This window comes from Promicromonospora sp. NPDC060204 (assembly GCF_042728455.1).
Classification (GTDB): Bacteria; Actinomycetota; Actinomycetes; order Actinomycetales; family Cellulomonadaceae; genus Promicromonospora.
In genome coordinates this window covers 1-23,733 of sequence record NZ_JBHWZO010000018.1, presented here as the reverse complement: position 1 = coordinate 23,733, position 23,733 = coordinate 1, and the positions used below count along the sequence as shown (strand labels likewise).

Below are 23,733 nucleotides of genomic sequence, written 5' to 3'. Positions count from 1 at the left end.
CATGACAGCAGGCGCCCCCGAGGCGGGCAGTTCCGAGCCGGGCAGTTCCGAGCCGGGCAGTTCAGAGCCGGGCGATCCAGCGCCGGGCGATCCAGAGCAGGGCCTTCCAGCGCCGGGCGATCCAGAACAGGGCCTTCCAGAGCAGGGCCTCGACGTCGCGGCCGCCGTCTTCACGGAGGTCCGCCCGCAGCTCTTCGGGATCGTGTACCGGATGCTCGGCTCGGTCGTCGAGGCGGAGGACGTGCTGCAGGAGACCTGGATCCGCTGGCACACCACGGACCGGGCCGTCGTCCGCAACCCGCACGCTTTCCTGACGACGACCACCACGCGGCTCGCCATCAACGTGCTGCAGAGCGCGCACACACGCCGCGAGACGTACATCGGCCCGTGGCTGCCCGAGCCGGTGGACACGAGCCACGATCCGGCGCTCGGCGCGGAGCGGGGGGAGGCCCTGGACGTCGCGGTCCTGGTCCTCCTGGAACGCCTCACGCCGACCGAGCGCGCCGCGTACGTGCTGCGCGAGGCGTTCGACTACGCGTACGCCGACATCGCCGACATCGTCCAGCTCTCGCAGGCGGCCGCCCGCCAGCTCGTGAGCCGGGCGCGCAAGCACATCACGTCCGGGCGGCGCAGCACCGTCCTCGCGAGCCAGCGCCGGGCCCTGCTGGAGGCGTTCGTCGCGGCGGCCCGGGCCGGCGACCTCGGGGGGCTGGAGCGGCTGTTCGCCGAGGACGTCGTCAGCCGGGCCGACAGCGGCGGCGTCGTCCGGCCCGCGGCGCGCGTCCCCGTCGTCGGACGCCGGAAGGTCGCCCGGCTCCTGGAGGCCTACGCCGAGACCTTCTGGGCCGGCGTTACCACGGGACCGCTGGAGGTCAACGGGCACTCGGCCATGGGTCTGGAGCGAGGCGGTGAGCTGTTCTGCGTGCTCACGCTCACCGCCTCGGACCAGGGCGTGCACGAGGTGCTGTGGCAGATGAACCCCGGCAAGCTGGGGCCGGTCAGGCTCGGCCGGCCGGGGAGCCGGCCCGCCGGAGAGCCCGCGAGCCGGCCCGGGACTAGGCCGCCGGGTTGAACGGGATGCCGGCCGGCTTCATGCGCTCCAGCCAGTACGTGAAGTCGCCGTCGTCGATCTTGATGCTCGCGCCGCCGAAGTCGGCGGTCATGAGGCGGTCGCGCAGCGACGTGCTGGGCCAGCCGTTCCAGCCGACGATCGGCGGGTAGCGCCAGGTGCCGTAGTGGTTCTCGGGCGGGTCGTCGTTGCCGTTGGCCAGGCGGAACAGGTGCGTGCTCGGCCCGTCCTTGTGGTAGACGATCTTGGGGTGCGAACCCTCGAACCGGACCTGTGAGCGGGGGTACGTCGCCGAGCCGCTGTGCTCGGTGATCGAGACGTGCTCCACCTGGTTGGTCGACTGGTCGACCCACACCACGACGTGTTCCCAGTCGTGCCGATGGCTGCCGACGGCCACGGGGCCGTCCATGGTCTGGTCCTTCTCGAAGTAGCTCGCGTACATGACGGCGCACCAGCCGTTGTTGCACTTGTCGCGCGCGTAGGTCTGCGACGCGTCCAGGTCCCACTGGTCGCGGCAGCTCCCGTTGACGGCGCCGCCGATCGCGAGGCCGGTCGCCAGGGTCCCGTCCGGGCCGATCGCGGACGTCGCGTAGCAGCCGTCGGTGTCGTAGTCGTAGGCGGGGGAGAAGGACTGCTCGTACCCGCCGGCGTTCTGCGGGAGGTTCGGCGGCGGGTCGGCCTGTGCGGCCGTGGCCGGGGCGACGAGCGCGAGCAGCGTGACGACGGCGGCCGCGACGATGCGGGCCGGTGCGTGAGGTGTCGGTCGACGGTCCGTGCGTTCCATGACGGGCCTCTCGTGAGTCTGCACTGTGGGTCCTGCACTGTGGGTCCTGCGGCGCAGGTTCTGCGCTGCGGGTTCTGCGCTGCGGGTGGGAACGGGTGAAAAGCCGGGCAGACGGATGGTATTGCCGCTGGGTACGCCGGGCAATGAGGGTGATCGCTTACGCGGGCGGACGCCGTTGACCGCGCACCGCCGGGGTCGCTATGTTCTTTATGGGCACAATCGTTCGGATAGCGAACATCGGGTCACGCCTGCGCGAGCATCACGTACAGCACCACGTTCAAGGGAGAACCTCAGTGCGACGTACTTTTTCTGCTGCCGCCCCCGTTCTTGCCGCCGCGACGGCGGTCCTGCTGCTGGCCGCGTGCGGGGGCACGTCCGGGGCCGGGTCCGGTGCCGGCGGCTCCGGGGACGGCGGGTCAGGGGCCGGGTCGGACGGCGGGCTCACGCCGGTCACGGTCGGCGTCATCCCGATCGTCGACGTCGCACCGATCTACTTCGGCGTGCAGGAGGGCTTCTTCGAGGACGAGGGCCTCGACGTCACGCTCGAGCTCGCGCAGGGCGGCGCCGCCATCGTGCCCGCCGTGGTGGCCGGCGAGTACCAGTTCGGGTTCAGCAACGTGACGTCGCTGCTGGTCGCGTCGTCGCAGGGACTGCCGCTCAAGGCCGTGGCGCCCGGCAACTCCACGACGGGCGTGGCCGGCGAGGACTTCAGCGCCGTCGTCGTCCCGGAGGACTCCGACGTGCAGGACGCCGCCGACCTGGCCGGCCGGACCGTCGCGGTCAACACGCTGAACAACATCGGCGACACCACGATCCGCAAGGTGGTCGCCGACGCCGGCGGCGACCCGGCCGCGGTGGAGTTCGTCGAGATGGCGTTCCCCGACATGCCCGCTGCCGTCGCCGGGGGCCAGGTCGACGCCGCGTCTGGCCGCGAGCGTGGCGCTGATCCTGACCGTGACGGGCGAGCTGCTGATCGGCACCCCCGGGATCGGCAAGCTGCTCGGGGTGGCGCAGTCCTCGGGGGCGGTCGCGTCGATGTACGCCTACGTGGTCGTCGCCGGCCTGCTCGGGGTCGCCGTGAACGTCGTGGCCCGCGCGCTGGAGCGCCGGACCCTGTTCTGGCACCCCTCGGTCCGCGGGGAGGTTGCGGCATGACGGGCACTCGGTCGGAGACGACGGCGGGCACTGAGTCGGAGACTGCGGCGGGCACCAGGTCGGCGACCGCGGCGGGCACTCGGCCGGAGACCACGACCGACATCGCGCGATCTCGCCGGTCGCGAGGGCCGGCGAGGTCCGGGGGCGAGGGTTCGGTGCGCCGAGGATCCGGGCTCGCGCGGGCCCTGCGGTCCGTCCTGCTCGTCGTCGGCCTGCCCGCCGTCCTGCTCGTCGCGTGGTGGTTCCTGACCGCCGGCAGCACCGTGTACTTCAACCCGCCCCTGCGCACAATCGTCGGCACGTTCGGCGAGACGTGGTTCGAGGCCCCGCCCGGCGAGGGCTTCGGCGGGAGCCGGCTCGCGACCGACGTGGTGCCGAGCGTGCTGCGGCTGCTCGCCGGGTACTCGGTCGCGCTCGTCGTCGGCGTCGGCCTCGGGGTGGCGATCGGGTCCTCGCGCGCCCTGCGCGCGTACTCCGAGCCTGTGCTGGAGTTCTTCCGCGCGATCCCGCCGCCCGTGCTGGTGCCGGTCCTGATGCTGTTCTTCGGCATCGGCACCCCGATGAAGATCGTCGTGATCGCCACGGGCTGCCTGTGGCCGATCCTGCTCAACACCGTCGAGGGCGTGCGCGGCCTGGACCCGGTGCTGCGCGACACGGCCCGGGCCTACCGGCTGGGCCGGGTGGCGACGGTGCGGCACCTCGTGCTGCGCGGCGCCGGCCCGCAGATCGTGACCGGCGCCCGGCAGGCGCTGTCGATCGGGATCATCCTGATGGTGATCAGCGAGATGTTCGCGGCCAAGGACGGACTGGGGTTCTCGATCGTGCAGTTCCAGCGCAGCTTCGCGATCCCGGAGATGTGGAGCGGGGTCATCCTGCTCGGCGTTGTCGGGGTGCTGCTGTCCCTCGTCTTCCGGGCCGTGACGAACACGGTCCTCGGCTGGTACCTCGGGTACCGGCGGTCACAGAACGGAGGTGCCTGAGATGAGCAGCTCGGCTGACGGAGCCGGCCCGGTCGAGAGGGCTGTGCAGGTTGAAAGGGCAGCGCAGGATGGGAAGAGCGCGCAGGCCGATAGGTCAGGGCCTGCGGGCGGGGCGCGCCTCGCCGTGCGCGGCCTGCGCAAGGTGTACGACGGCGGTGCGGCGCCCGTCGAGGCGATCGCCGACCTCACGTTCGAGGTGCGCCCGGGCGAGCTGGTGTGCGTCGTCGGACCCTCGGGGGCCGGCAAGACGACGCTGCTGCGCTGCGTCGCGGGCCTCCTGCCGCCGACGTCGGGCGAGGTGGTGCTGGGGGAGATGGCGATCACCGAGCCGCCGCAGGGCATGGCGGTGGTGCTCCAGGAGTACGGCCGCTCGCTGTTCCCGTGGATGACGGTCGCCCAGAACGTGGAGCTGCCACTGCGCGAGAAGGGCGTCGCGAAGGCCCGGCGGGCCCAGCTCGTCCGGGAGACCCTCGGGGCGGTCGGCCTGGACGACGTGACCGGCGCCTACCCCTGGCAGCTCTCCGGCGGCATGCAGCAGCGGGTGGCGATCGCGCGCGCCGTCGCCTACGAGCCGCAGGTGCTGCTCATGGACGAACCGTTCGCCGCCGTCGACGCGCAGACCCGGTTCGACCTGGAGGACCTGGTCCGCGAGCTGTGGCGGCGGCTGGGCATCACCGTCGTCTTCGTGACGCACGACATCGACGAGGCCATCTACCTGGGCGAGCGGGTGCTCGTGCTCTCGGCCCGGCCCACGGTCGTCCTGGAGGACGTCGCGATCGGCCTCGGCCCCGACCGCGACCAGCTCGAGACGCGCTCCGCGCCCGAGTTCGCCCGCCTGCGCACGCACGTGTACGAGCTGGTGCAGCAGGCCAAGCAGGGCGTGCGCAGCCTCGCGGAGGCGCGGCTCACCCATGCGGTCGGGGGCCCTGTCGGAGGCGCGGTCGGGGGAGCGGCGGGGGGACAGGATGCCTGATCCATCGGGGTCTGGTCTGTCTGGGTCTGATCGGCCTGGGCCTGGTTTGCCTGAGCCTGGCGTGGCCGGGCCCGGGCCCGGTCCGGACGGCGCGGGTCGGGACGGCGCTGGCCGGGACGGCGGCGCGGGCGATGTCGCGGACGTCGCCGGGACCGACGCCGAGGCAGAACCCGAGACTGGACCCGAGACGGAACCCGAGACGGAACCCGGCCGGTCGCCCGAGTTCGTGCAGTCCCTCGAACGCGGCCTCGCGGTGATCCGGGCGTTCGACGGCGACCGGCGGTCCCTGACCCTGAGCGACGTCGCGCGCGAGACGGGGCTCAGCCGCGCGTCGGCGCGCAGGTTCCTGCACACGCTCGTCGAGCTCGGGTACGTCGCGACGGACGGCCGCGCGTTCACGCTGCGGCCCGCCCTGCTCGAGCTCGGTTACGCCTACCTGTCGAGCCTTACCCTGCCGGACATCGCGACCCCGCACCTCGAGAAGCTGTCCGAACGGGTGAGCGAGTCCTCCTCGGTGGCGGTGCTCGACGGCGCGGACATCGTCTACGTCGCGCGCGTCGCCACGCGCCGCATCATGAGCGCGACGATCCGGGTGGGCACACGGTTCCCGGCCTACGCGACGTCGATGGGCCGGGCGATCCTGGCCCACGCCGAGCCCGCAGCGCTCGACGCCTACCTCGCGCAGGCCGCGCCGTCGGGCACCCTCGCGGCGCTGACCCCGCGCACGATCACCGACCCCGAGGATCTCCGGGCAGCGCTCGCCGAGGTGCGCGGGCAGGGCTGGGCGCTCGTGGACCAGGAGCTGGAGGACGGCCTGCGGTCCGTCGCCGCGCCGCTGCGCGACGGGACAGGCCGCGTGGTCGCGGCGGTCAACGTCTCGGCGCCGGTGCGGCGCGGCGAGATCGCGGAGATCCTGCGGCACGTGCTGCCCCCGCTGCTCAAGGCGGCCGCCGCGATCGAGGCCGACCTGGCGCGGATGCGGTAGGGCGGGCATGTCGAACCTCTGAACTGCTGAATTTCTGAAAAGCCGGGCCTGTGAACTGCCGAATCTCTGAACTTCTGAACCCTTGATGCCGAACCTCTGAACCCTTGAACCGTCGAACCTCGGGAGGACGTCTTGCCCGCACCAGCACCTGAGCGCACCGTCGTCGGCATCGTGGGCGGCGGACCCGCCGGGCTGCTGCTCTCGCACCTGCTGCACCGGTCGGGCGTCGACCACGTGGTGCTGGAGGCGCGCTCCCGTGAGGAGATCGAGCACACGCACCGGGCCGGGATCCTGGAGGCGGGCGCGGTGCAGGCCCTGGTGGACGCCGGCCTGGACCGCGTGCTGCGCGACGGGTCCCGGCACGACGGCATCGTGTTGCGCTTCGACGGCGCCGACCACCGCATCGACCTGACCGGCCTCACCGGCCGCAGCGTGTGGCTCTACCCGCAGACCGACGTCTTCGTCGACCTCGCGAACCGGCGCGCGGCCGACGGTGCGGACGGCGTCGGCCGCGAGGGCGCCCAGGTCCGCTGGAGCGCGACCGCCACGCACGTGCTCGACGGCGACTCCGACCGGCCCGGCGTGCTCTGGACCGACCCGGAGGGCGACACCCACGAGCTGCGCTGCGACGTGCTGGTCGGCGCTGACGGCTCCCACTCGACCCTCCGGCACACCCTGCCCGAGGCGCAGCGTCGCACGTTCGTCCACGAGTACCCCTACGCGTGGTTCGGCGTCATCGTCGAGACGCCGCGCAGCGCCCCCGAGCTCGTCTACACGGCGTCGGAGCACGGGTTCGCCCTGATCAGCCAGCGCACCGACACCCACCAGCGCCTCTACTTCCAGTGCGACCCCGACGAGGACCCCACCGCCTGGAGCGACGACCAGATCTGGGCCGAGCTGCAACGCCGCGTGGCCGGGCCCGACGGGTTCCGCCTCGTCGAGGGTCCCGTCGAGGAACGGTCAGTCCTGCGCTTCCGCTCGTCCGTCGTCGAACCCGTGCGGCACGGCCGCATGCTCCTCGCCGGCGACGCCGCCCACACCGTCCCGCCCACGGGAGCCAAGGGGCTGAACCTGGCGCTCGCGGACGTCGTCGTGCTGCACGACGTGCTGGAGACCTGGCTCGCGCGCTCGGGCTCGGGCGCGGGCGCGGGCTCGGGGTCGGACGGTTCGGGCGGCTCGGCCGGCTCGGGCGGACCCGGCGTTCGGGGAGGACGGGGCGGACGCCGGGACGACGCCGTGCTCGACGAGTACGGACGCCGCGTCGCCGAGCGGGTCTGGCGCGCCCAGCACTTCTCCGCCTGGATGAGCGGCATGCTGCACTCCCACCCGGGCGAGACGGGCTTCGCCGCCCGACGGCGCCTGGCCGAGCTGCGCACGCTCACCGCCTCGGAGTCCGGCCGGCGCTTCCTGGCGGAGGGCTACACAGGCTGGGGCCCGGTGCTCGGGCAAGGGGCGCTGTGAGCGCTCCGGAGCAGGACACGCGCGGGACCGACGACGACGTCGAGAGGGAGACGAGATGACGGAACGAGTACCCGCCCAAGGAGCCGCTGCAGCGCCTGCTGGTGCGCCGGCGGCTGCGCCCGCTACGGCATCTGATGCGGCCGCCGACACGCAGGCGCAGCTCAGCGCCGAGATCGAGGCCGCGCACCGGGCGTACGAGGAGGGCCTGGCGCAGGGCGCGCCGCGGGAGCACGGTCCGCGGCGGGACTGGCCGCCGTACCGCAGCTCGCTCCTGCGGCACCCGACCAAGGACCTGCACCACGCCGACCCGGAGACGATCGAGCTGTTCGCGCCCGTCTTCGGCGAGCGGGACATCGGCGCGCTGGAGTCCGACCTGACGGTGCAGCGGGGTGGCGAGCCGATCGGGGAGCGGATCGTGGTGCGCGGCCGGGTGGTCGACGGCCAGGGCCGGCCCGTCCGGCGCCAGCTCGTGGAGGTGTGGCAGGCGAACGCGGCCGGACGCTACGTGCACAAGCGCGACCAGCACCCGGCGCCGATCGACCCGAACTTCACCGGCGTCGGACGCTCGCTGACCGACGACGACGGCTGGTACCGATTCCAGACCATCAAGCCCGGCCCGTACCCGTGGAAGAACCACTTCAACGCGTGGCGTCCGGCGCACATCCACTTCTCGCTGTTCGGGACCGAGCTCACCCAGCGCGTCGTCACGCAGATGTACTTCCCGGGGGACCCGCTGTTCGCCCTGGATCCCATCTACCAGTCCATCCAGGACCCCCGGGCCCGCGAGCTGCTGATCGCGACGTACGACCACGACTTGTCACAGCACGAGTGGGCGACCGGGTACCGCTGGGACATCGTCCTGTCCGGGTCACACCGCACCTGGACCGAGCCGGAGGACGGCGATGAGTGAGCGGACGGCCGGGCTGACGTCCGAAGGGTCGCCCGAGCCCACGATCGAGCCGACGTCCAAGGGGTCGCCCGAACCGACGTCCGAGCCCGCGCGCGACGACCCGCTCCCGCCGACGCCGGGGCAGACCGTCGGGCCGTTCTTCGGCTACGCCCTGCCCTACGCCCGCGGTAACGAGCTGGTCGAGGCCGGCACACCGGGCGCCGTGCGCCTGCACGGGACCGTGTACGACGGCGCGGGCGCCCCCGTTCCCGACGCCCTGATCGAGATCTGGCAGGCCGACCCGGCGGGCGCCGTCGTCGGCCGGTCCGGCTCCCTCCTGCGCGACGGGACCTTCACCGGCTGGGGCCGCGCCGAGACCGACCGTGAGGGCGGCTACTGGTTCCGGACCCTCACGCCGGGCGCCACGGAGCCGGGCCGCGCGCCCTTCTTCGCGGTGACGGTCTTCGCGCGCGGCCTGCAGGACCGCCTGCACACCCGCGCATACCTGCCGGACGCCGGCCTGGGCGGTGCCCCGCGCAGCCTGGACCCGGACAGTGTCGCTCCGCGCGATGCCGCTCCGCGCGATGCCGCTCCGCACGATGCCGCTCCGCACGATGCCGCGCGGCACGACGTCGCCCCGCACGATGTCACCCCGCACGATGCCGGCATGGCCAGTGCTGCCCTGCACGACGCGGACCCGGCCGGTGCCGGCCTGCTGGCCGCAGAGCCGCTGCTCGCCTCGCTCGAACCCGGTCGGCGCGCCACGCTGGTCACATCGCGCGAACCCGACGGGTCGCTGCGGTTCGACATCCGTCTCCAGGGCGGCCCGGAGGGCGAGGAGGAGACCGTGTTCCTGACGTACGACACGGCAGCGCACCGAAGCAGGACGCACGGTGACCTGCGGGGCGGCGCCGATGCCTGACGTCGGCCTGCTGACCCCCGGCGCCGACGTCGCCCCGGGGTCCCCGGCCGCGCTCACCGACGACGTGGCGGTGCTGCGGGCGATGCTCCGCGTCGAGGCGGCCTGGGTGCGGGTCGTCGTCGGACACCAGGGCGACCACCACGTTGACGCCGCCGGTGGTGTCGAGTCCGCCGTCCGTGATGACCTGGACCCCGCAGCTGACTCGGCAGGTCCGTCCGGTGCGGTTGCCTCTGTCCGCGTTGCCGATCCCGATCCCGAATTCGACGCCGTCGCCAACATCCACGTCGACACCGATATCGACGCCGACGCCAACATCGACGGGGACCCCGACATCGACGCCGTCGTCGAGCGCCTCGCTGGGTCGGACGACGACGCGCTGGCCCTCGCGACGCAGCTGGCCCGTGCCGGCGGGGCCGGCGGAAACCCGGTGATCCCGCTGGTCGCCGCGTTGCGGGAGGCGGCGGGGCCGCGTCTCGCGCCGGCAGTGCACGCGGGCCTCACGTCGCAGGACGTGCTCGACACCGCGCTGGTCCTCGTGCTGCGCGACACCGCACGCGCCGCCGTGGCCGACCTCGACCGAGCAGCCGCGGCGGCGGCGCGCCTCGCGGCCGAGCACCGCGCCCGGCCCTCCCTCGCCCGCACCCTCGCCCAGGCGGCGGTGCCCACGACGCTCGGCGCACGGTTCGCCGGTTGGCTGCAGGGCATCCTCGCCGCGCGGGCCTTCCTGGACGCGGTCTCCGACGCGCTCCCGCTGTCCTACGGCGGCGCGGCGGGCGAGCTGTCCGGGCTGGTTGCGCTGTCGGGGGCGACCGAACTGTATGGAACGGTCGTACCGCCGGGGGCCACTGAGCCGTCCGTAGCGACTGAGCCGTCCGCCGCGACCGAGCCGTCCGCAGCGACCGAGCCGTCCGCAGCGACCGAGCCGTCCGGAGTGACCGGGCCGCTCGGGCCGACGGAGCCGGCAGGCGACACTGGGACCTCGCGCCCCGAGTTCGCCCTCGTCGAGGCCTGGGGTGCGGAGCTCGGACTGCCGGTCGGCCCGGCGCCGTGGCATGCCACGCGGACGCCGGTGGTCCGGATCGCCTCGGCGCTCGCCGAGACCTGCACGGCGCTCGGCAAGGTCGCGAACGACGTGCTGCAGGCGGTCCGGCCGGGCGTCGGTGAGCTGCGTGAGCCGCCCGCGCCGGGACGTGGGACGTCGTCGGCCATGGCGCACAAGCGCAACCCCGTGCTGTCGGTGCTCGTGCGGCGCTCCGCGATCGCCGCGCCGCACCTGGCCGCCCAGGTGCTCGGGGCGGCGGGGCTCGCCGTGGACGAGCGGTCCGACGGCGCCTGGCACGCCGAGTGGCCCGCCCTGCAGCTGCTCGCCCGGCATGCGATCGCGTCGGCGCACGCGGCGGCGGAGCTTCTGGAGGGTCTGGAGGTCGACACCGACGCCGTGGCCCGGAACCTGCGCGACGGCCTGCCGGGCGGCCTGTCCGACGGTATGTCCGACGGTATGTCCGGCACCGGACCGGCGCCCGACGTCGCGGCGGCTGCCGCCGTCGTCGGCCGCGTGCTGGACCAGTACGCCGAGCAGACGGGGCAGGGCGCATGACCGCGCGACCCAGGCTGGGCGCCGTCGAGTTCGTGCTGCGCGACGCCACCCGACCGCTGCTGGTGCTGGGCCCTTCTTTGGGCACGTCGGTGGCGGCGCTGTGGGGCGACGCGGTCGGGCTGCTGGCCGGAGCCAGCCGTTCTGTCGACGGCGATCGAGTCGCCGGGGGCGCCGGCGAGCTCGACGTGATCGGCTGGGACCTGCCGGGCCATGGCACGGCGCCGGCGCCGTCCGCGGACGAGCTCGAAGGGCTGAGCATCGGTGATCTCGCCGATGCAGTCCTCGGCGTCGTCGAGCGTGCGCAGGCGCGGCGCGGGGACGTCGGGGCGCCGTTCTGGTACGCCGGTGTCTCGGTCGGCGGGGCGGTCGGTCAGCGGTTGCTGCTGGACGCGCCCGACCGCGTGCTCGGCGCGGCCCTGATCTGCACGGCGACCTACTTCGGCGAGCCGTCGGGATGGGCCGAACGGGCTGAGCTCGTGCGGCGGGCGGGCACACCCACCCAGGTGGAGGCCGCGGCGCGGCGCTGGTTCGGGCCCGGGTTCCTCGACCGTGAACCGCAGGTGGTCCTCCGCCTGCTCGCCGGCCTGCAGACCGCCGACCGGTTCGGCTACGCCGCGGTGTGCGACGCCGTGGGCGCCCACGACCTGCGAGGACGGCTCGGCGCGGTCGGCGTCCCCGTCGTCGCGATCGCAGGCGGCGCGGACCCGGCGACGCCGCCCGCGAAGCTCCAGGAGATCGCCGACGCCGTCCCTGGCGCACAACTCCAGGTGCTGGACGGAGCGGCACACCTCGCGCCGGCGGAGCGGCCGCAGGCCGTGGCCGACCTGGTGCGCGATCTCGTCCGGGGAAGGGTGACAGCGTGACTGACAGCAGCAAAGTCCCGAACAGCGAGGTCCCGGACAGCGAGGTCCCGAACAGCGAGGTCCCGGACAGCAGTGAGGTCCTGGACAGCAACGAGGCCTCGGACAGCAGCAAGGTCCTGAGCAGCAGCGAACGGCCGAACCGCGGCGAGATATCAAGCATCGACGTGTCGTTGGACAAGGGCGAGATGTCGACTGCGGGCGAAGCATTGAGCATCGACGTGTCGTTGGACCAGGGCGAGGGGTCGGGCAAGTCGGGGTCGTCGATCGGGAGGGACGTGCCGGACAGCGGCGAGGTACTCCGTAGTGGCGATGCGCCGAACGCGGGCGACGCGCCGAACGCGGGCGATGCACGGAACGCGGGCGATGCACGGAACGCGGGCGGGGCACCGACCGGCGACCCGCCGGACAGCGGTGACACGGTGCGTGGTGGGGCCGTGTCCGGCAGCAGCGTCCCCTCAGGCAGTGCCCGCACAAGCGGCGCTCCCTCAGGCAGTGCCACCTCAGGCAGTGCCACCTCAGGCAGTGCCCGCGCAGGGGGTGTTCGCGCGAGCAGTGTTCCCCTCAGCGGCCCCCTGAGTCGTCGGCCCGAGCGGGGGGACGACGTGCGGCGTCACGACGGCGCCGCCGTCCGGCGTCAGGTGCTGGGCGACACGCACGTGGACAACGCAATCGTGGGCACGACGGCGTTCACCGCCGACTTTCAGGACCTCATCACCCGCTACGCGTGGGGTGAGATCTGGACTCGCCCGGGCCTGGACCGGCGGAGCCGCTCGATGATCACGCTGACCGCACTCATCGCCGGCGGGCACTGGGACGAGCTGGCGATGCACGTACGGGCCGCGGTCCGCAACGGGTTGAGCGTCGACGAGGTCAAGGAGGTGCTCCTGCAGACGGCGATCTACTGCTCGGTGCCGAGCGCGAACCACGCCTTCAAGATTGCCCAGCAGGCGCTGGCCGACGAGGGTCTCGTCTGAGTCCTGCAGCAGCCGTACTGCACCCCCTGTCCCGCACTATCTTTGGGGCATGACCAGCGCGACGCCGCCCGAACCGGGCGGCCCAGATTACGCAGTCCCGGAATCTGCAGCCCTAGATTCTGCAGCCCCGGATTCCGTCAGTTCTCCCGCCGACCGTTCTACCGCCGACCGCTTCCCTGCCGACCGCGGCGTCGGGGCCACGCTCACCCCGGGTTTTCGCGGGCGGCCGCGGCCCGCGGGCGTGACTCTCCCTCCCGGGCAGTACAAGGAGGAGGGCTTCCCGGTGCTCTCCGCCGGGCCGACGCCCAACGTCGACAGCCGGACCTGGAGCTTCACCGTCACCGACGAGTCCGGTGCCGCGAAGACCTGGTCGTGGGCGCAGCTGATGGAGCTGCCCCAGGAGAAGCCGACGGTCGACATCCACTGCGTCACACGCTGGTCCAAGTTCGGCACCCGCTGGCGGGGCGTGTCCCTGGACGTGCTGCTCGCGGACGTCGAGTCCACCGCCGACTTCGCGATGGTCGGCTCCTACGGCGGATACACGACCAACCTTCCGGTCGCCGACCTGCTGGGCGGCAAGGCGTGGATCGCGCACACCTTCGACGGCGCGCCGCTGCACCCCGAGCACGGCGGCCCCGCGCGGCTGCTCGTGCCGCACCTGTACTTCTGGAAGTCGGCGAAGTGGGTGCGCTCGCTGACGCTCATGCCGACGGACCGGCCCGGCTTCTGGGAGAAGCTCGGCTACCACGACCTCGGCGACCCGTGGCGTGAGCAGAGGTACCAGGGTGACTGAGGCGGTGGGCGCCCGGCTCGGGCAGCGCTACGCGGTCCCGTCCGGCTGGCAGGTCGCGACCCTGCTGGAACGACGTGCGGAGAGCGCCTCCGCGGAGACCCTCGTGCTCGACATCCCGCAGTGGCCCGGTCACCAGGCGGGCCAGCACCTCGACCTGCGCCTCACCGCGCCCGACGGCTACACCGCCGAGCGGTCGTACTCGCTGGCGAGCGGCCCCACGCCGTCCGGCAGCGGGGGTGTGGAGGTCACCGTCCAGCGCGTCCGAGACGGCGAGGTGTCGCCCTACCTGGTCGACGACTTCCCGCCCGGTGCGGCCATCGAGGTGCGCGGGCCGATCGGCGGATGGTTCGTCTGGGACCCGGAGCGGGACGCGGGCACGCCCGTCCTGCTCCTGGCCGGCGGCTCCGGGCTGGTCCCCGTGATGTCGATGGCCCGCGCACGCCGCCAGTCCGGCGACCGGACGCCGTTCCGCCTGATCTACTCGGTGCGCACGCCGGAGGACCGGCTGTACACCGACGAGCTCGACGCGCTCGTGGCCCGCGGCGACGGGTTCGAGGCCAGCACGATCTTCACGCGGGCGGTCTCCCTGACGGCACTGCGCGGCCCGCGCCGGCTGACGTCCTCGGAAGTGGCCTCGTGGGGTTGGCCGCCCGAGCTGGAGCCGCGGGTGTACGTGTGCGGTCCGACAGGGTTCGTCGAGGGGGTCGCCCGCATGCTTGTCGCCCAGGGCCACGACCCGGCCCGGATCCGGACCGAACGGTTCGGGCCCGCGGGGAGCTGACCAGCCCCCGGCGTCGATGGTCGGGTGGCGGGGCGCGCCCCCGCCTGGTGTCGATGGTCGGCTGGCGGGGCGTGCCTTTCCTGGTGGTGGTGACGGCGTGGTCGGACTCCGCCCGGACCGGGTGACGGTGATCGGTCGTCGGGCTCCGCCCGGCTCCGGTGGCGGCGGCCGGTGGGACTGCCCGGCCGGGTGGGACTGCCCGGCCGGGCCGGGCTGCTTCGGCAGCGCTTCGGCAACGGAACTGCTTCGGTGGCGGTGCGTCGTCGTGCGGCGCGGGTCGGTGACTCCCTTGGTCATGTGGTGCTCGTGCCTGTGGGGTGCGTGACGTGGCCGTTCGGGTGCGTGAAGTGCCAGCCGTCGTCGTAGTGCATGGCGATGTTCTGCGTGTCGACGAGGTCGTGGTGGTGGTAGCAGAGCAGGGCGGCGTTGGTGGTGGAGGTCTCGCCGCCGTGCGCCCAGTGGCGCAGGGCGTGGTGGACCTCGCACCGCGTCGGCGGTTGGTCGCACTCGCCGTAGACGCAGTGCTGGTCGCGGGCGATGACCGCCCGGCGCAGCTGCCCGGTGACCGTCCGTCTGCTCCGGCCGACGTCCAGGATCTGCGAGTCGGCTCCGAACACGATCCGGGTGACCTCGCTGTCGCAGGCGATGCGGCGCAGGAGCGAGGTCGGCACCGGGGTGCTCGTCTCGGTGAAAACCGCAGGACGCTTGATGTGGGGGACGCCGTCCGGGCCGATCGTGCTGGTCGGCCCGGTCGGCCCGGTCGGCCCGGACGGGACCGTCGGCCCGGTCGGCCCGGTCGGCCCGGACGGGACGGACGGGACGGTCGGCCCCGTCCGGACGCCAGGCTCGCTCGGCCTGCCCGCGCCCGGCTGCTCGGTGCCGCTCCGGGCCGTGAGGGCCTCGAACTCGGTCCACGAGACGGTCACGCTGAGGTGCGGGCGGACGGAGGCCCCGGTGCCGGTGCAGCCGTTGTCGAGCACGATGCGGCTCAGATCGGCGAGAGCCTGGGCGCGGCGCTGACCGGGGGTGCGGTCGTCGTCGGCGGCCGGTGCGCCCATGATCGAGCCGATCGCCGTGGTCAGCGTCTGGCCGTGCTCCTCGGTGAGGAACCCGCTCAGGTGGTAGCCGCCCAGCGTGGGTGCGACGTCGAGGTACTCGCGCTGTCTGGCCTTCGTGTAGCCGCGCTCGTCGGCCTCGGGGTCCGCGTGGCGGGCGAAGTAGCGCACCAGACCGCGGAACCGGTCGGGCCCGTTCTGGGTCGACCAGTCAAGCAGCTGCTCCTCCCAGGTCGGCGCAGCCGAAGTCGTCGGTGTCCCCGTCGTCGGGTCGCCCGGTACAGACACAGGCACAGGTCCAGCGGGTGCGTCCCCAGCGGGGCCCGGGTCAGGTACGGAGCCGGCCTGGTCGATGGTGGGCACGTCGACCGCCGGGGCGGCCAGGGCCTCGGTTCGGTTGGTGCTGGTGGTGGCGACGTCGACCAGCGCGCGGAGCTTGTCGACGCCGACCCGACCCGCCAGGGCCGCCGACAGCGTGGCGGGCAGATGGTCGCGCAAGGCCCTGGCCGTGCGGACGTCGCGTCGTGCGGTCCCCGTCTGGACGTCCTCGGCGCGGGCCAGCCAGACGGCGAACGTGCGAGCGCCCGTCTGGGCCCAGAGCCCGGCGGACTCGATCCGGGGCAGGATCGACCAGCGCACGGCATCCATGCGGGCGCCGGCCACGCGCAGGCGGGCGGACGCCGACACCAGACCCGGCGTCGTCATGACCTCATGCGCTGGTGTGGCGAGCTCGTCCAGGAGCGCATCGAGGTCGGTCAGGACATCCTCCAGGGCACGTGGGGTGCCTCCACGTTCTTCCCTTGCCATGGTTCACACCACCTCTCGTGCGCGGTCTCGAACGCCAGGACCGGGTCGGTCCAAGCCGCTGCAACGAGCCTATCGAACGAATGTGCTGCTGTTTGGGTGAGCAAAAGATCTGTGGATAACTCTTCGGTCCGCGAAGCGGCGGCTCCGGCGCTCGGTATCGCGCGCCTGACCGGCACCCACCCAGAAGAGCAGCGGGCCGGCCGGCCCCCCAGGACCGGCCGACCCGTCGGCCACCTCCGGGATCCGGCGGCGAGACGACCAGAACCCGCTACCGCCTACTTCCTACCGCCTACCTCCCACCCCGCCCCAGCTTCGACGGCCACCAGACCTTCCGGCCGATGTCGTACGTGAGCGCGGGCACCAGCAGCGAGCGGACGGCGAACGTGTCGAGCAGCACGCCGAACGCCACGATGAACGCGAGCTGCGCGAGGAACAGCACCGGGATCACCGCCAGCGCCGTGAAGGTCGCCGCGAGCACCAGACCCGCCGACGTGATGATGCCGCCAGTCAGCCGTAGCCCGCGCAGCACCCCCTCCTGGGTGCCGTGCACGAGCGACTCCTCCCGGACCCGGGTCATCAGGAAGATGTTGTAGTCGATCCCGAGCGCCACCAGGAACACGAACCCGAACAGCGGGACCGCCGGGTCCGCGCCCGGGAAGCCCAGCACGTCGTTGAAGACCAGCGCGGAGACGCCCATGGCGGTCCCGAACGACAGCACGGTGGTCAGGACGAGCAGCACGGGCGCGAGCACCGCGCGCAGCAACAGCATGAGGATGACCAGGATCACCACGAGCACGATCGGCACGATGACCGTGCGGTCGCGGATCGACGCCTCGTTCGTGTCCAGGTCCGTCGCGGACTCGCCGCCGACCAGGGCCGCGGGCAGCTCGTCGGCGTAGGCGGCGCGCAGATCGCGTACCGTCTGCTCCGCGGCCAGCGAGTCCGCGGCGTCGCCGAGCGTGCCCTGCAGGAGCACCGCGCCGTCGGACACCACGGGTTCCGGTGCCGGAGACCCGGGCGGGCCGAACGGCTGGACGCCGTCCTCGGTCACCGTGGCGGTGTTGCTCGCGGTGTCGGCGGTGATCGCGACGCCCTCGATCCCGTCGTCCGCCAGCAGGACGTCGGCCGCGCGCTGCAGGTCCTCCTGCGGCGCGATCACGTAGACCGGGCTGCCGGAGCCGGCCGGGAAGTGCTCGGCGAGCACCTCCTGCCCGTCGCGGGCCTCGGAGGAGCCCAGGACGAGCTCCGACTGCGGCACGCCCGAGGCCTGGAGCTGGGTGATCCCCACGCAGCCGAGGGCGAGCACGGCCGCCGTCGTGATCCAGATGGTGCGCGGCCTGGCGCGGATCGCGCGCGAGACCCGTCCCCACAGCCCGACCTCCTCGGCGCCGGACTCCGCCGCGGCGGGGTCGTAGACGGGGCGTCGCGGCCAGAACGCCGCCCGGCCGAACGCCAGCAGCAGGGCCGGCAGCAGCGTGAGCGCGGCGAGCATCGAGAAGGCGATGCCGACGGCGGCGACCGGTCCCAGCGTGCTGTTGGACCGCAGCTCGCTGAACAGCAGGCAGAGCAGGCCGGCGATGACCGTGCCGCCCGAGGCCAGGATCGGCTCGACCGAGCCGCGCAGCGCGCGCAGCGTCGCGGTCCACTTGTCCGGGGTGTGCAGCAGCTCCTCCCGGAACCGCGCCACGTACAGCAGGGCGTAGTCCGTCGCGGCGCCGATCACGAGGATGAACAGGATGCCCTGCGTCTGCCCGCTGAGCAGCAGCACGCCCGAGTTGGCCAGGTGCCAGACCGTCAGCAGCGCGATGCACAGCGCGAACATGCTGGTGGCGAGCACCGCCAGGGGCAGCAGCAGCGACCGGTAGACGATGATCAGGATGACCAGCACCGCGGCCAGCGCCACGCCGAGCAGCAGCCCGTCGATCCCGGCGAACGCCGAGACCAGGTCACTGGAGAAGCCCGCGGGGCCTGTGACGTACAGGTCGACGCCGGCGGGCAGGTCCTCGGCGAGGGTCGCGCGCAGCTCGGCGGTCGCCTCGCCCACGTCGGCGTCGCCGGACAGCGGTACGAAGGCCTGGGCGGCGACGCCGTCGTCGGACGGGATGGCGGGGGAGACGTCGCCGTCCACCACGTCCAGGTCGCCGGCGGTGGTGAGCCGGTCGCCGATGGTAGTGAGCTGGTCGTCGGTGAGCTCGTCCGGCGAGACGAAGACGACCAGCGCCGGGATCGCGTCGCCCTCGGTGAAGCCCGAGAGGCGCTCCTGCACCTCGGTCGCCTCGGCGGTCTCGGGCAGGTAGGCGGTGCGGTCGTTGGAGGAGACCTCGTCGATCCGGCCGAAGTACGGGCCGCCCACGGAGGCGCCCACGAGCCAGACGAGGATGAGGACGGCGGGCAGGGTCACCCGCAGCCAGCGCGGTACGCGCGACGTCGTGGTGCGGGGCGACGGGCCTGGGTTGGGTGCGGTGCTCATGCGACGACCCGCTCCCAGCTCGCCACGTCGCCGGGCACGGCGACGAACAGCGGGTGGGCGGCGGGCGTGCCGGTCGAGGCGAGACCCGACCGGTGCTCGGGCGAGCGGACGGCGACCTTGCGCAGCAGGTGCTGCCGCTCGAGGTCGAGCTGTCCCGTGGTCACGACGATCCTGCGGACGTCGCGCGTGCTCCGGTCCAGCGGCCGGGAGATGCGCTCGGCGTCGAACTGGTAGCCCCGCCGCGTCGCCTCGTCCCGCACCCCGTGGAGGTAGCTGGAGATGGCGGCGACCGGGTCCGGGTGCGCGGTGAAACGTTCGAGCTGGGGGTGTGCGGTGTATCCCGCGGTCCGGCCGAGGAGTACGGCCTGCGCGAGGAGCGCCTCGCGCCAGCAGGCGACGAGCCCCTGGCGGTCGAGCAGTGCGGGATCGAGCGACCAGAGCCTCATGGGCGTCGTCGGCTCCTTCTCTGAGAGGGGGCGCCCGCACCCCGCACCAGCCGCGGAGACCGGGGTACGAGGCACAGGCATGCCAGGGATGCCCGGAATTTAGCTAGCCAGGCTATATTCAAGTGTATGACGCAGTATGTGCAGGGGTAAAATCCGAGCGTGGAGCCAGAACCCGTGCCGGATGCCGAGACCCAGCCGTCGATGCTGGACCCCCGAGTCATGGACCCGGACGAGGAGATCGTGCACCGGGCCGGCATGGACGAGCGGGACGTCGACCAGGTCGTGCGCGTCCTGGAGGCCCTGCGCGGCTGGCACGAGACCGAGCGCCGCATGAGCGAGGCGTCGCGTCGGTACATGAAGCTCGGCGAGACCGACATGCGGGCCCTGCGCTACATCATCGCCATGCAGAACCACGGGCGCATCGTGACGCCGGGCGCGATCGCCGAGCACCTGGGCATCACAACTGCCTCGACCACCAAGCTGCTCGACCGGCTCGCCGCGGGCGGCCACGTGCACCGGTTCCCCCACCCGTCCGACCGGCGCAGCCTCGCGATCGAGGTGTCCGTCGAGACGCGGCGCGCGGCGCGGGAGACCGTGGGGCGCAGCCACGCCCGGCGGTTCGACGCCGCGGCGCGGCTGACGCCCAAGGAGCGGGAGATTGTCGCGCGGTTCCTCGACGACCTGGCGAGCACGGAGCACGAGCCGGACTAGCGCCGGGCCGGGCCGCGCGCCCGGCCCCGCCCTCGGGCCCGGCCCGGGCGCGCGCTGGGCGCACCTCACGCCCGGCCCGGCCTCCTGCCCGGCGCACCCTCACGCCCGGCCCGCCCTCAGACCTCCAGCAGCACCCGGACGTCCCACGGGCCGAGCTCGATCCGCGCGCCCTCGGCCAGCTCCTCGCCGCTGAGCAGGTCGCGGACCGCGCCGGGCAGCACGAAGACGCTCGGGTCCCAGGACCACGAGTGCACGAACCGCACCCGCTGACCGGCCGGGTTCCGCGCTCCGGTCACCGTCTGCGACGGCGCCTGCGGGCGCCACCGCGGCGGTTCGGACCCGTCGTCCGACGCCGGCCCCACCGCAGTCGGCCCAGCCGTCGGCCCGGCCGTCGGTCCGTCCAGGACCGCCGGCCCGCTGTGCCGCGCCGCCCAGTCCAGGACCGCCCGGGCCAGCGCAGGGTCGGGCACGGTGCCGACCGTGGTGACCCGGCCTGTGCCGTGCGCTCTGGTGGTGACGGCGGGCCAGCGGCCGAAGTGCGGGTGGTCGTAGCTGACGAGCACGTCGGCGTCCAGGACCTGCAGCCCGTCGACCCAGCTGGTCGCGTGCGCGCCGGCAAGGGGGTCGTCGAGGGCGCCGTCGGCCACCTTGGAGCCGTCCGCGGCGTGCACGGGCAGCGGCGCGTCGATAGTGGCGAACTCGTCGTAGAAGACGCCGGCTGCCGCGCTCAGGTGCGCGGGCTTGCGCTCCGCTCGCGCGCGGGCCTCCTCGTCCTCGTACCCGGTGCGGATGCCCAGCACGAGGTGGCCGCCGGCCGCGGCGTAGCGCTCCAGCCACTGCAGCCAGGCGTCGTCGGCGATCGTGACGCCCGCCGCGACCAGCACGGGATGCTCGCGCGCGGCGTCCTCGGGGGTGGCGCCGGTGAGCTGGGCGTCGTGCACGAGCCGGGCCTGCAGGCCGGCGTCGAACGCCCCGCGGTAGAAGGCGTCGAAGATCCGGTGCCAGCCGCGCGGGTCCGGTCCCGCGCCGCCGCCGAGCTGCGGGAACTCGGCCAGCGACCACTTGCTCGGGTTGGACCAGACCAGGGCGACGTCGGCGTCCGGCGTCAGGTTCGCCACCGCGGGACCGGCCGTACGCAGCTCGGCGCCGAGCTCCGCGATCTGCCGGTAGACCCGGCCCGGCTCCAGCGAGTGCGGCAGCACGCCGCCCCAGTACGTCTCGGTGCCGTAGGGGAGCGTGTGCCAGTGCCAGTACTCGATCATGGTCGCGCCGCGCGAGACCAGCGCCCAGGCGGCCTGCCGCCACTGGCCGTCGTAGGCCGGCTCGTTCTGCCAGGGGCCGCCGATCGCCTGCGCGTTGGTCTCCGTGACGAGGAACGGCGCCTGCTTCGAGGCGTACATGCGGTCGGCCGTGGCGTACAGCGACCACGTCCCCGTGGTCATCCAGGCCTGGTCGTCGGTGACGCTCGGGGGCAGGGCCAGGTGGTCGCGCATCCGGTAGTACGGGTTGCCGGCGGTCACGTCCAGCTCGCGCGTGAGCGCGTCGTCCTGCACGCCCGGGCGCTCGTACGAGATGCAGGTGGTGACGAACTGGTCCTCGCGCGCGTACTCGCGCACGACGTCGGCCTGCCAGCCGATGAAGTCAGTGGTGAGCTGCGCCTGGAACCGGCGCCAGGCGAGCGCGTACTGCGGCTGAGCGTTGCCCGACGGCGTCCACAGGTCCGCCCACGAGGACAGCCGGTGCGACCAGTACGTCAGCCCCCACTCGTCGTTCAGCCGCTCGACCGAGCCGTACCGGCTGCGCAGGTGGTCGACGAACCGCTCGAAGACCTGCCGGTTGTGGAAGATCTCGTTCCCGGGCTCGTTGTCCACCTGGAAGCCGACGACGGCGGGGTGCGCCGCGTACCGCGCGACGACGGCGCGGATGACCCGCTCGGCATGGAACAGGAACGACGGGTGCGTGTAGTCGATCTCCTGGCGTGCGCCCCAGCCCATCGCCCGGCCGTCCGCCCGGACGACGTTGATCTCCGGGTAGAGCCGCGCCAGCCACATCGGCACCGCGTACGTGGGCGTGCCGAGCACCACCCGGATGCCGCGCTCGTGCGCGCCGTCGAGCACGGGCTGGAGCCAGTCGAGGTCGAAGCGCCCGTTCTCGGGCTCCCACGTGGACCACACCGACTCGCCGACCCGGATCACCGAGAACCCGGCCTCGACCATGAGGTCCAGGTCCTTCTCCAGCCGGTTCGAGAGCCGGTCCTCGGGCCGGTGGTACTCGGGGTAGTACGCGGCGCCGAACAGGACGCCGTCGGTCAGGTGGTGCAGGGGGCTCATGGCGGCCTCTCGGGTCTGTGCTGGTCGGGTGCGGGTCAGACGTGCGGGTGGGTGCGGGGGTGAGTGCGCAGCTCAGGTGTGCGGGTTCTCGGGTGGAGTGCCCTCGGGCGGCGGCGCCGTGCTCTCCCGGACCACGAGCTGGGTGGGGACCAGCCGGTTCCGCTCCGTGGGCGGCCGCCCCTCGACGGCGCGCACCAGCCGGTGCACGGCCAGGCGGGTGACCTCGGCGAAGTCCTGGCGCACGGTCGTCAGGGGAGTGGACAGGTACTCGGCCTCGGGGGCGTCGTCGAAGCCCACGACGCTCACGTCGTGGGGCACCCGCAGCCCGGCCAGCTCCACGGCGCGGACGGCGCCGATCGCCATGTGGTCGTTGGCGGCGAAGATGGCGGTGACGGGCGTGCCGGGGCGCGTGTCGTCGGTGGAGTGCGTGTCGTTGCTGGAGCCGGCGCGGCTGGAGCCGGCCCGCCGCAGCAGCTCCGCGGTCGCCTCGTACCCGGACCGGGGGCTCCAGTCGCCGTGCACCACCGGCGGTGCGGGGATGCCGGCGTCCGACAGTGCGCCGCGCCAGCCGGCGATCCGGCGGGCGGTGGCCGACCAGCCCGCGGTGCCGGCGACGTGGTGCACGGTGCGGTGCCCGAGCGCCAGCAGGTGCTCGGTGGCGGCCCTGGCCCCGGCCAGCTCGTCGGCGCCCAGCACCAGCTCGTCGGGGCGGGCGGGATCTGTGGTGCCCGAAGCGGTGGCCCCGGCCGGGTCGTCCGCCGACGTCGGCGAGTCGAACGTGAGGACCGGCAGCCCGCCCGGCAGGCGCAGCTCCGGGTGCCCCAGGTCGATCGGCTCGGAGAGCACGAGGCCCGCGACGTCCTGGGCGACGAGCTCGTCGATCGCGGCCTGCAGGTCGGCGACGCCGCCGCCCTGCGTGCGTGCGACGCTCAGGTGGTAGCCGGAGCCCCGCAGGGCGGCGTCGACGCCCTGGAGGATCGACGTCGGTCCGTACAACGCGGTGCCCATCGTGACCATGCCGATGCGCTGGTTCCGGCGGGTGACCAGGGCACGGGCGGCTGCGTTCGGGCGGAAGCCCAGCTCCTCGATGACGGTCTGCACCCGCGCGCGGATGGCGTCCGCGACGTGCGGCTCGTGATTGACCACGCGCGAGACGGTCTTCTGGGACACACCGGCACGGCGGGCGACATCCGTCATCGACACACGCTGTGTCGCACGCTGTGTCACACCCTGGGACACCCGTTGCGCGGCATCCATGGACCAGCTCCCTCGCTGTGCTCGGACCGTGTGACGGCCGGACTGACTACGTAGTCAACGGGGCCGAGCGAATCACGCTCTGACTACGCAGTCAAGGCCCCGGCCGCCGCCGTGCCGGCCGCCGTCGTGCCGGACGCCGTCACGCAGGCCGTCGCCTCGCGGGGCGCCGTCGCACCGGCCGCCCGCCCAGCCACGAGTAGCCGACGGCCATGACCGCGACCGTGCAGAAGATCCCGGCGGGCGCGACCGTCCCGGTCAGCAGCACGGCGGTGATCCGTCCGCCGGATGGCGGAAGCTGGCGCGAAGCGTGCGCCGTTCGGCGGATGTCCTCGTGGGGCCGAGCCGGACCCAAGCCGGGGCGGGGCTGGGCTAGGCCGACGACGTGCGCTTCTACCCCGTCATTGGGCCCGAAAACACCGTGTTTTCGGGCC

The 23,733-nt window shown here is 73.4% G+C and carries 19 protein-coding genes and 2 pseudogenes; 14 read left to right on the top strand and 7 right to left on the bottom strand.

The window, feature by feature from the left end:
- Window position 1 precedes the first annotated feature (1 nt).
- A complete protein-coding gene (locus ACFWEJ_RS04285) occupies window positions 2-1,072 on the top strand; it encodes an RNA polymerase sigma-70 factor (protein ID WP_377227965.1) in 1,071 nt (356 codons plus the stop codon).
- On the opposite strand, the gene ACFWEJ_RS04280 is transcribed toward ACFWEJ_RS04285, so the two are convergent.
- A complete protein-coding gene (locus ACFWEJ_RS04280; protein WP_377227964.1) occupies window positions 1,056-1,853 on the bottom strand; it encodes an NPP1 family protein in 798 nt (265 codons plus the stop codon). The genes ACFWEJ_RS04285 and ACFWEJ_RS04280 overlap by 17 nt on opposite strands.
- A gap of 293 nt (window positions 1,854-2,146) precedes the next feature.
- Between ACFWEJ_RS04280 and ACFWEJ_RS04275 the strand changes: the two genes are divergently transcribed.
- The 12 genes and pseudogenes from ACFWEJ_RS04275 to ACFWEJ_RS04220 all read left to right on the top strand — a co-directional run bounded on the left by ACFWEJ_RS04275 (window position 2,147) and on the right by ACFWEJ_RS04220 (window position 14,226).
- Window positions 2,147-3,988, top strand: a complete 1,842-nt coding sequence (locus ACFWEJ_RS04275) for an ABC transporter substrate-binding protein (protein ID WP_377227963.1) — start codon at window positions 2,147-2,149, stop codon at window positions 3,986-3,988.
- 1 nt (window position 3,989) lies between these two features.
- Window positions 3,990-4,961 carry an ABC transporter ATP-binding protein gene (locus ACFWEJ_RS04270; RefSeq protein ID WP_377227962.1) on the top strand — a complete coding sequence of 324 codons (972 nt, stop codon included), beginning with the start codon at window positions 3,990-3,992 and terminating at the stop codon, window positions 4,959-4,961.
- A 226-nt stretch (window positions 4,962-5,187) separates the two neighbouring features.
- On the top strand, window positions 5,188-5,946 hold the full coding sequence (locus ACFWEJ_RS04265) for an IclR family transcriptional regulator C-terminal domain-containing protein (RefSeq protein WP_377227980.1): 759 nt from the start codon (window positions 5,188-5,190) through the stop codon (window positions 5,944-5,946).
- 132 nt (window positions 5,947-6,078) lie between these two features.
- Complete coding sequence (locus tag ACFWEJ_RS04260; RefSeq protein ID WP_377227961.1) at window positions 6,079-7,407, top strand: 4-hydroxybenzoate 3-monooxygenase; 1,329 nt, start codon at window positions 6,079-6,081, stop codon at window positions 7,405-7,407.
- A gap of 55 nt (window positions 7,408-7,462) precedes the next feature.
- Window positions 7,463-8,317 carry a protocatechuate 3,4-dioxygenase subunit beta gene (pcaH, locus tag ACFWEJ_RS04255; RefSeq protein WP_377227960.1) on the top strand — a complete coding sequence of 285 codons (855 nt, stop codon included), beginning with the start codon at window positions 7,463-7,465 and terminating at the stop codon, window positions 8,315-8,317.
- A gap of 43 nt (window positions 8,318-8,360) precedes the next feature.
- Window positions 8,361-8,810, top strand: a pseudogene (pcaG, locus tag ACFWEJ_RS04250) (protocatechuate 3,4-dioxygenase subunit alpha); the annotation flags it as partial.
- Between the two features lie 201 nt (window positions 8,811-9,011).
- Window positions 9,012-9,218 (top strand): annotated as a pseudogene (locus ACFWEJ_RS04245) (hypothetical protein); the annotation flags it as partial.
- Window positions 9,211-10,815: a lyase family protein gene (locus tag ACFWEJ_RS04240; RefSeq protein ID WP_377227959.1), complete on the top strand. Its 1,605-nt coding sequence runs from the start codon at window positions 9,211-9,213 to the stop codon at window positions 10,813-10,815. The pseudogene ACFWEJ_RS04245 and the gene ACFWEJ_RS04240, both read left to right, overlap by 8 nt.
- Window positions 10,812-11,678 carry an alpha/beta fold hydrolase gene (locus ACFWEJ_RS04235; protein ID WP_377227958.1) on the top strand — a complete coding sequence of 289 codons (867 nt, stop codon included), beginning with the start codon at window positions 10,812-10,814 and terminating at the stop codon, window positions 11,676-11,678. Before ACFWEJ_RS04240 ends, ACFWEJ_RS04235 begins: the two co-directional genes overlap by 4 nt.
- Window positions 11,679-12,250: 572 nt before the next feature.
- Entirely contained in the window at window positions 12,251-12,652 is a 402-nt protein-coding gene (gene pcaC, locus ACFWEJ_RS04230; protein WP_377227979.1) for a 4-carboxymuconolactone decarboxylase, read from the top strand.
- A 241-nt stretch (window positions 12,653-12,893) separates the two neighbouring features.
- The gene (locus tag ACFWEJ_RS04225; RefSeq protein ID WP_377227957.1) at window positions 12,894-13,445 is read left to right on the top strand and encodes a sulfite oxidase-like oxidoreductase; all 552 of its coding nucleotides are present in this window, start codon (window positions 12,894-12,896) and stop codon (window positions 13,443-13,445) included.
- Window positions 13,438-14,226: a ferredoxin reductase gene (locus tag ACFWEJ_RS04220; protein WP_377227956.1), complete on the top strand. Its 789-nt coding sequence runs from the start codon at window positions 13,438-13,440 to the stop codon at window positions 14,224-14,226. The genes ACFWEJ_RS04225 and ACFWEJ_RS04220 overlap by 8 nt, the downstream gene beginning before the upstream one ends.
- Window positions 14,227-14,519: 293 nt before the next feature.
- Here the strand turns inward: ACFWEJ_RS04220 and ACFWEJ_RS04215 are convergent, their stop codons facing one another.
- The 3 genes from ACFWEJ_RS04215 to ACFWEJ_RS04205 all read right to left on the bottom strand — a co-directional run bounded on the left by ACFWEJ_RS04215 (window position 14,520) and on the right by ACFWEJ_RS04205 (window position 19,004).
- Complete coding sequence (locus ACFWEJ_RS04215) at window positions 14,520-16,088, bottom strand: DUF222 domain-containing protein (RefSeq protein ID WP_377227955.1); 1,569 nt, start codon at window positions 16,086-16,088, stop codon at window positions 14,520-14,522.
- Window positions 16,089-16,377: 289 nt separating this feature from the next.
- Complete coding sequence (locus ACFWEJ_RS04210; RefSeq protein WP_377227954.1) at window positions 16,378-18,558, bottom strand: MMPL family transporter; 2,181 nt, start codon at window positions 18,556-18,558, stop codon at window positions 16,378-16,380.
- Window positions 18,555-19,004 (bottom strand): pyrimidine dimer DNA glycosylase/endonuclease V, encoded by a 450-nt coding sequence (locus tag ACFWEJ_RS04205; protein WP_377227953.1) that lies wholly within the window; start codon window positions 19,002-19,004, stop codon window positions 18,555-18,557. The genes ACFWEJ_RS04210 and ACFWEJ_RS04205 overlap by 4 nt, the downstream gene beginning before the upstream one ends.
- Before the next feature lie 159 nt (window positions 19,005-19,163).
- Between ACFWEJ_RS04205 and ACFWEJ_RS04200 the strand changes: the two genes are divergently transcribed.
- Complete coding sequence (locus ACFWEJ_RS04200) at window positions 19,164-19,715, top strand: MarR family winged helix-turn-helix transcriptional regulator (RefSeq protein WP_377227952.1); 552 nt, start codon at window positions 19,164-19,166, stop codon at window positions 19,713-19,715.
- A 116-nt stretch (window positions 19,716-19,831) separates the two neighbouring features.
- Here the strand turns inward: ACFWEJ_RS04200 and ACFWEJ_RS04195 are convergent, their stop codons facing one another.
- The 3 genes from ACFWEJ_RS04195 to ACFWEJ_RS04185 form a co-directional block, all read right to left on the bottom strand.
- On the bottom strand, window positions 19,832-22,045 hold the full coding sequence (locus ACFWEJ_RS04195; protein ID WP_377227951.1) for a beta-galactosidase: 2,214 nt from the start codon (window positions 22,043-22,045) through the stop codon (window positions 19,832-19,834).
- Window positions 22,046-22,117: 72 nt separating this feature from the next.
- A complete protein-coding gene (locus ACFWEJ_RS04190) occupies window positions 22,118-23,242 on the bottom strand; it encodes a LacI family DNA-binding transcriptional regulator (protein ID WP_377227950.1) in 1,125 nt (374 codons plus the stop codon).
- 199 nt (window positions 23,243-23,441) lie between these two features.
- Window positions 23,442-23,567: a hypothetical protein gene (locus ACFWEJ_RS04185; RefSeq protein ID WP_377227949.1), complete on the bottom strand. Its 126-nt coding sequence runs from the start codon at window positions 23,565-23,567 to the stop codon at window positions 23,442-23,444.
- Window positions 23,568-23,733: the final 166 nt, after the last annotated feature.

Bases quoted from the DNA above. Each gene is read 5' to 3' on its own strand.
- ACFWEJ_RS04285 (WP_377227965.1), top strand. From the start codon at position 2: ATGACAGCAGGCGCCCCCGAGGCGGGCAGTTCCGAGCCGGGCAGTTCC.
- ACFWEJ_RS04280 (WP_377227964.1), bottom strand. From the start codon at position 1,853: ATGGAACGCACGGACCGTCGACCGACACCTCACGCACCGGCCCGCATC.
- ACFWEJ_RS04270 (WP_377227962.1), top strand. From the start codon at position 3,990: ATGAGCAGCTCGGCTGACGGAGCCGGCCCGGTCGAGAGGGCTGTGCAG.
- pcaH (WP_377227960.1), top strand. From the start codon at position 7,463: ATGACGGAACGAGTACCCGCCCAAGGAGCCGCTGCAGCGCCTGCTGGT.
- ACFWEJ_RS04240 (WP_377227959.1), top strand. From the start codon at position 9,211: ATGCCTGACGTCGGCCTGCTGACCCCCGGCGCCGACGTCGCCCCGGGG.
- ACFWEJ_RS04235 (WP_377227958.1), top strand. From the start codon at position 10,812: ATGACCGCGCGACCCAGGCTGGGCGCCGTCGAGTTCGTGCTGCGCGAC.
- ACFWEJ_RS04215 (WP_377227955.1), bottom strand. From the start codon at position 16,088: ATGGCAAGGGAAGAACGTGGAGGCACCCCACGTGCCCTGGAGGATGTC.
- ACFWEJ_RS04210 (WP_377227954.1), bottom strand. From the start codon at position 18,558: ATGAGCACCGCACCCAACCCAGGCCCGTCGCCCCGCACCACGACGTCG.
- ACFWEJ_RS04205 (WP_377227953.1), bottom strand. From the start codon at position 19,004: ATGAGGCTCTGGTCGCTCGATCCCGCACTGCTCGACCGCCAGGGGCTC.
- ACFWEJ_RS04195 (WP_377227951.1), bottom strand. From the start codon at position 22,045: ATGAGCCCCCTGCACCACCTGACCGACGGCGTCCTGTTCGGCGCCGCG.
- ACFWEJ_RS04190 (WP_377227950.1), bottom strand. From the start codon at position 23,242: ATGACGGATGTCGCCCGCCGTGCCGGTGTGTCCCAGAAGACCGTCTCG.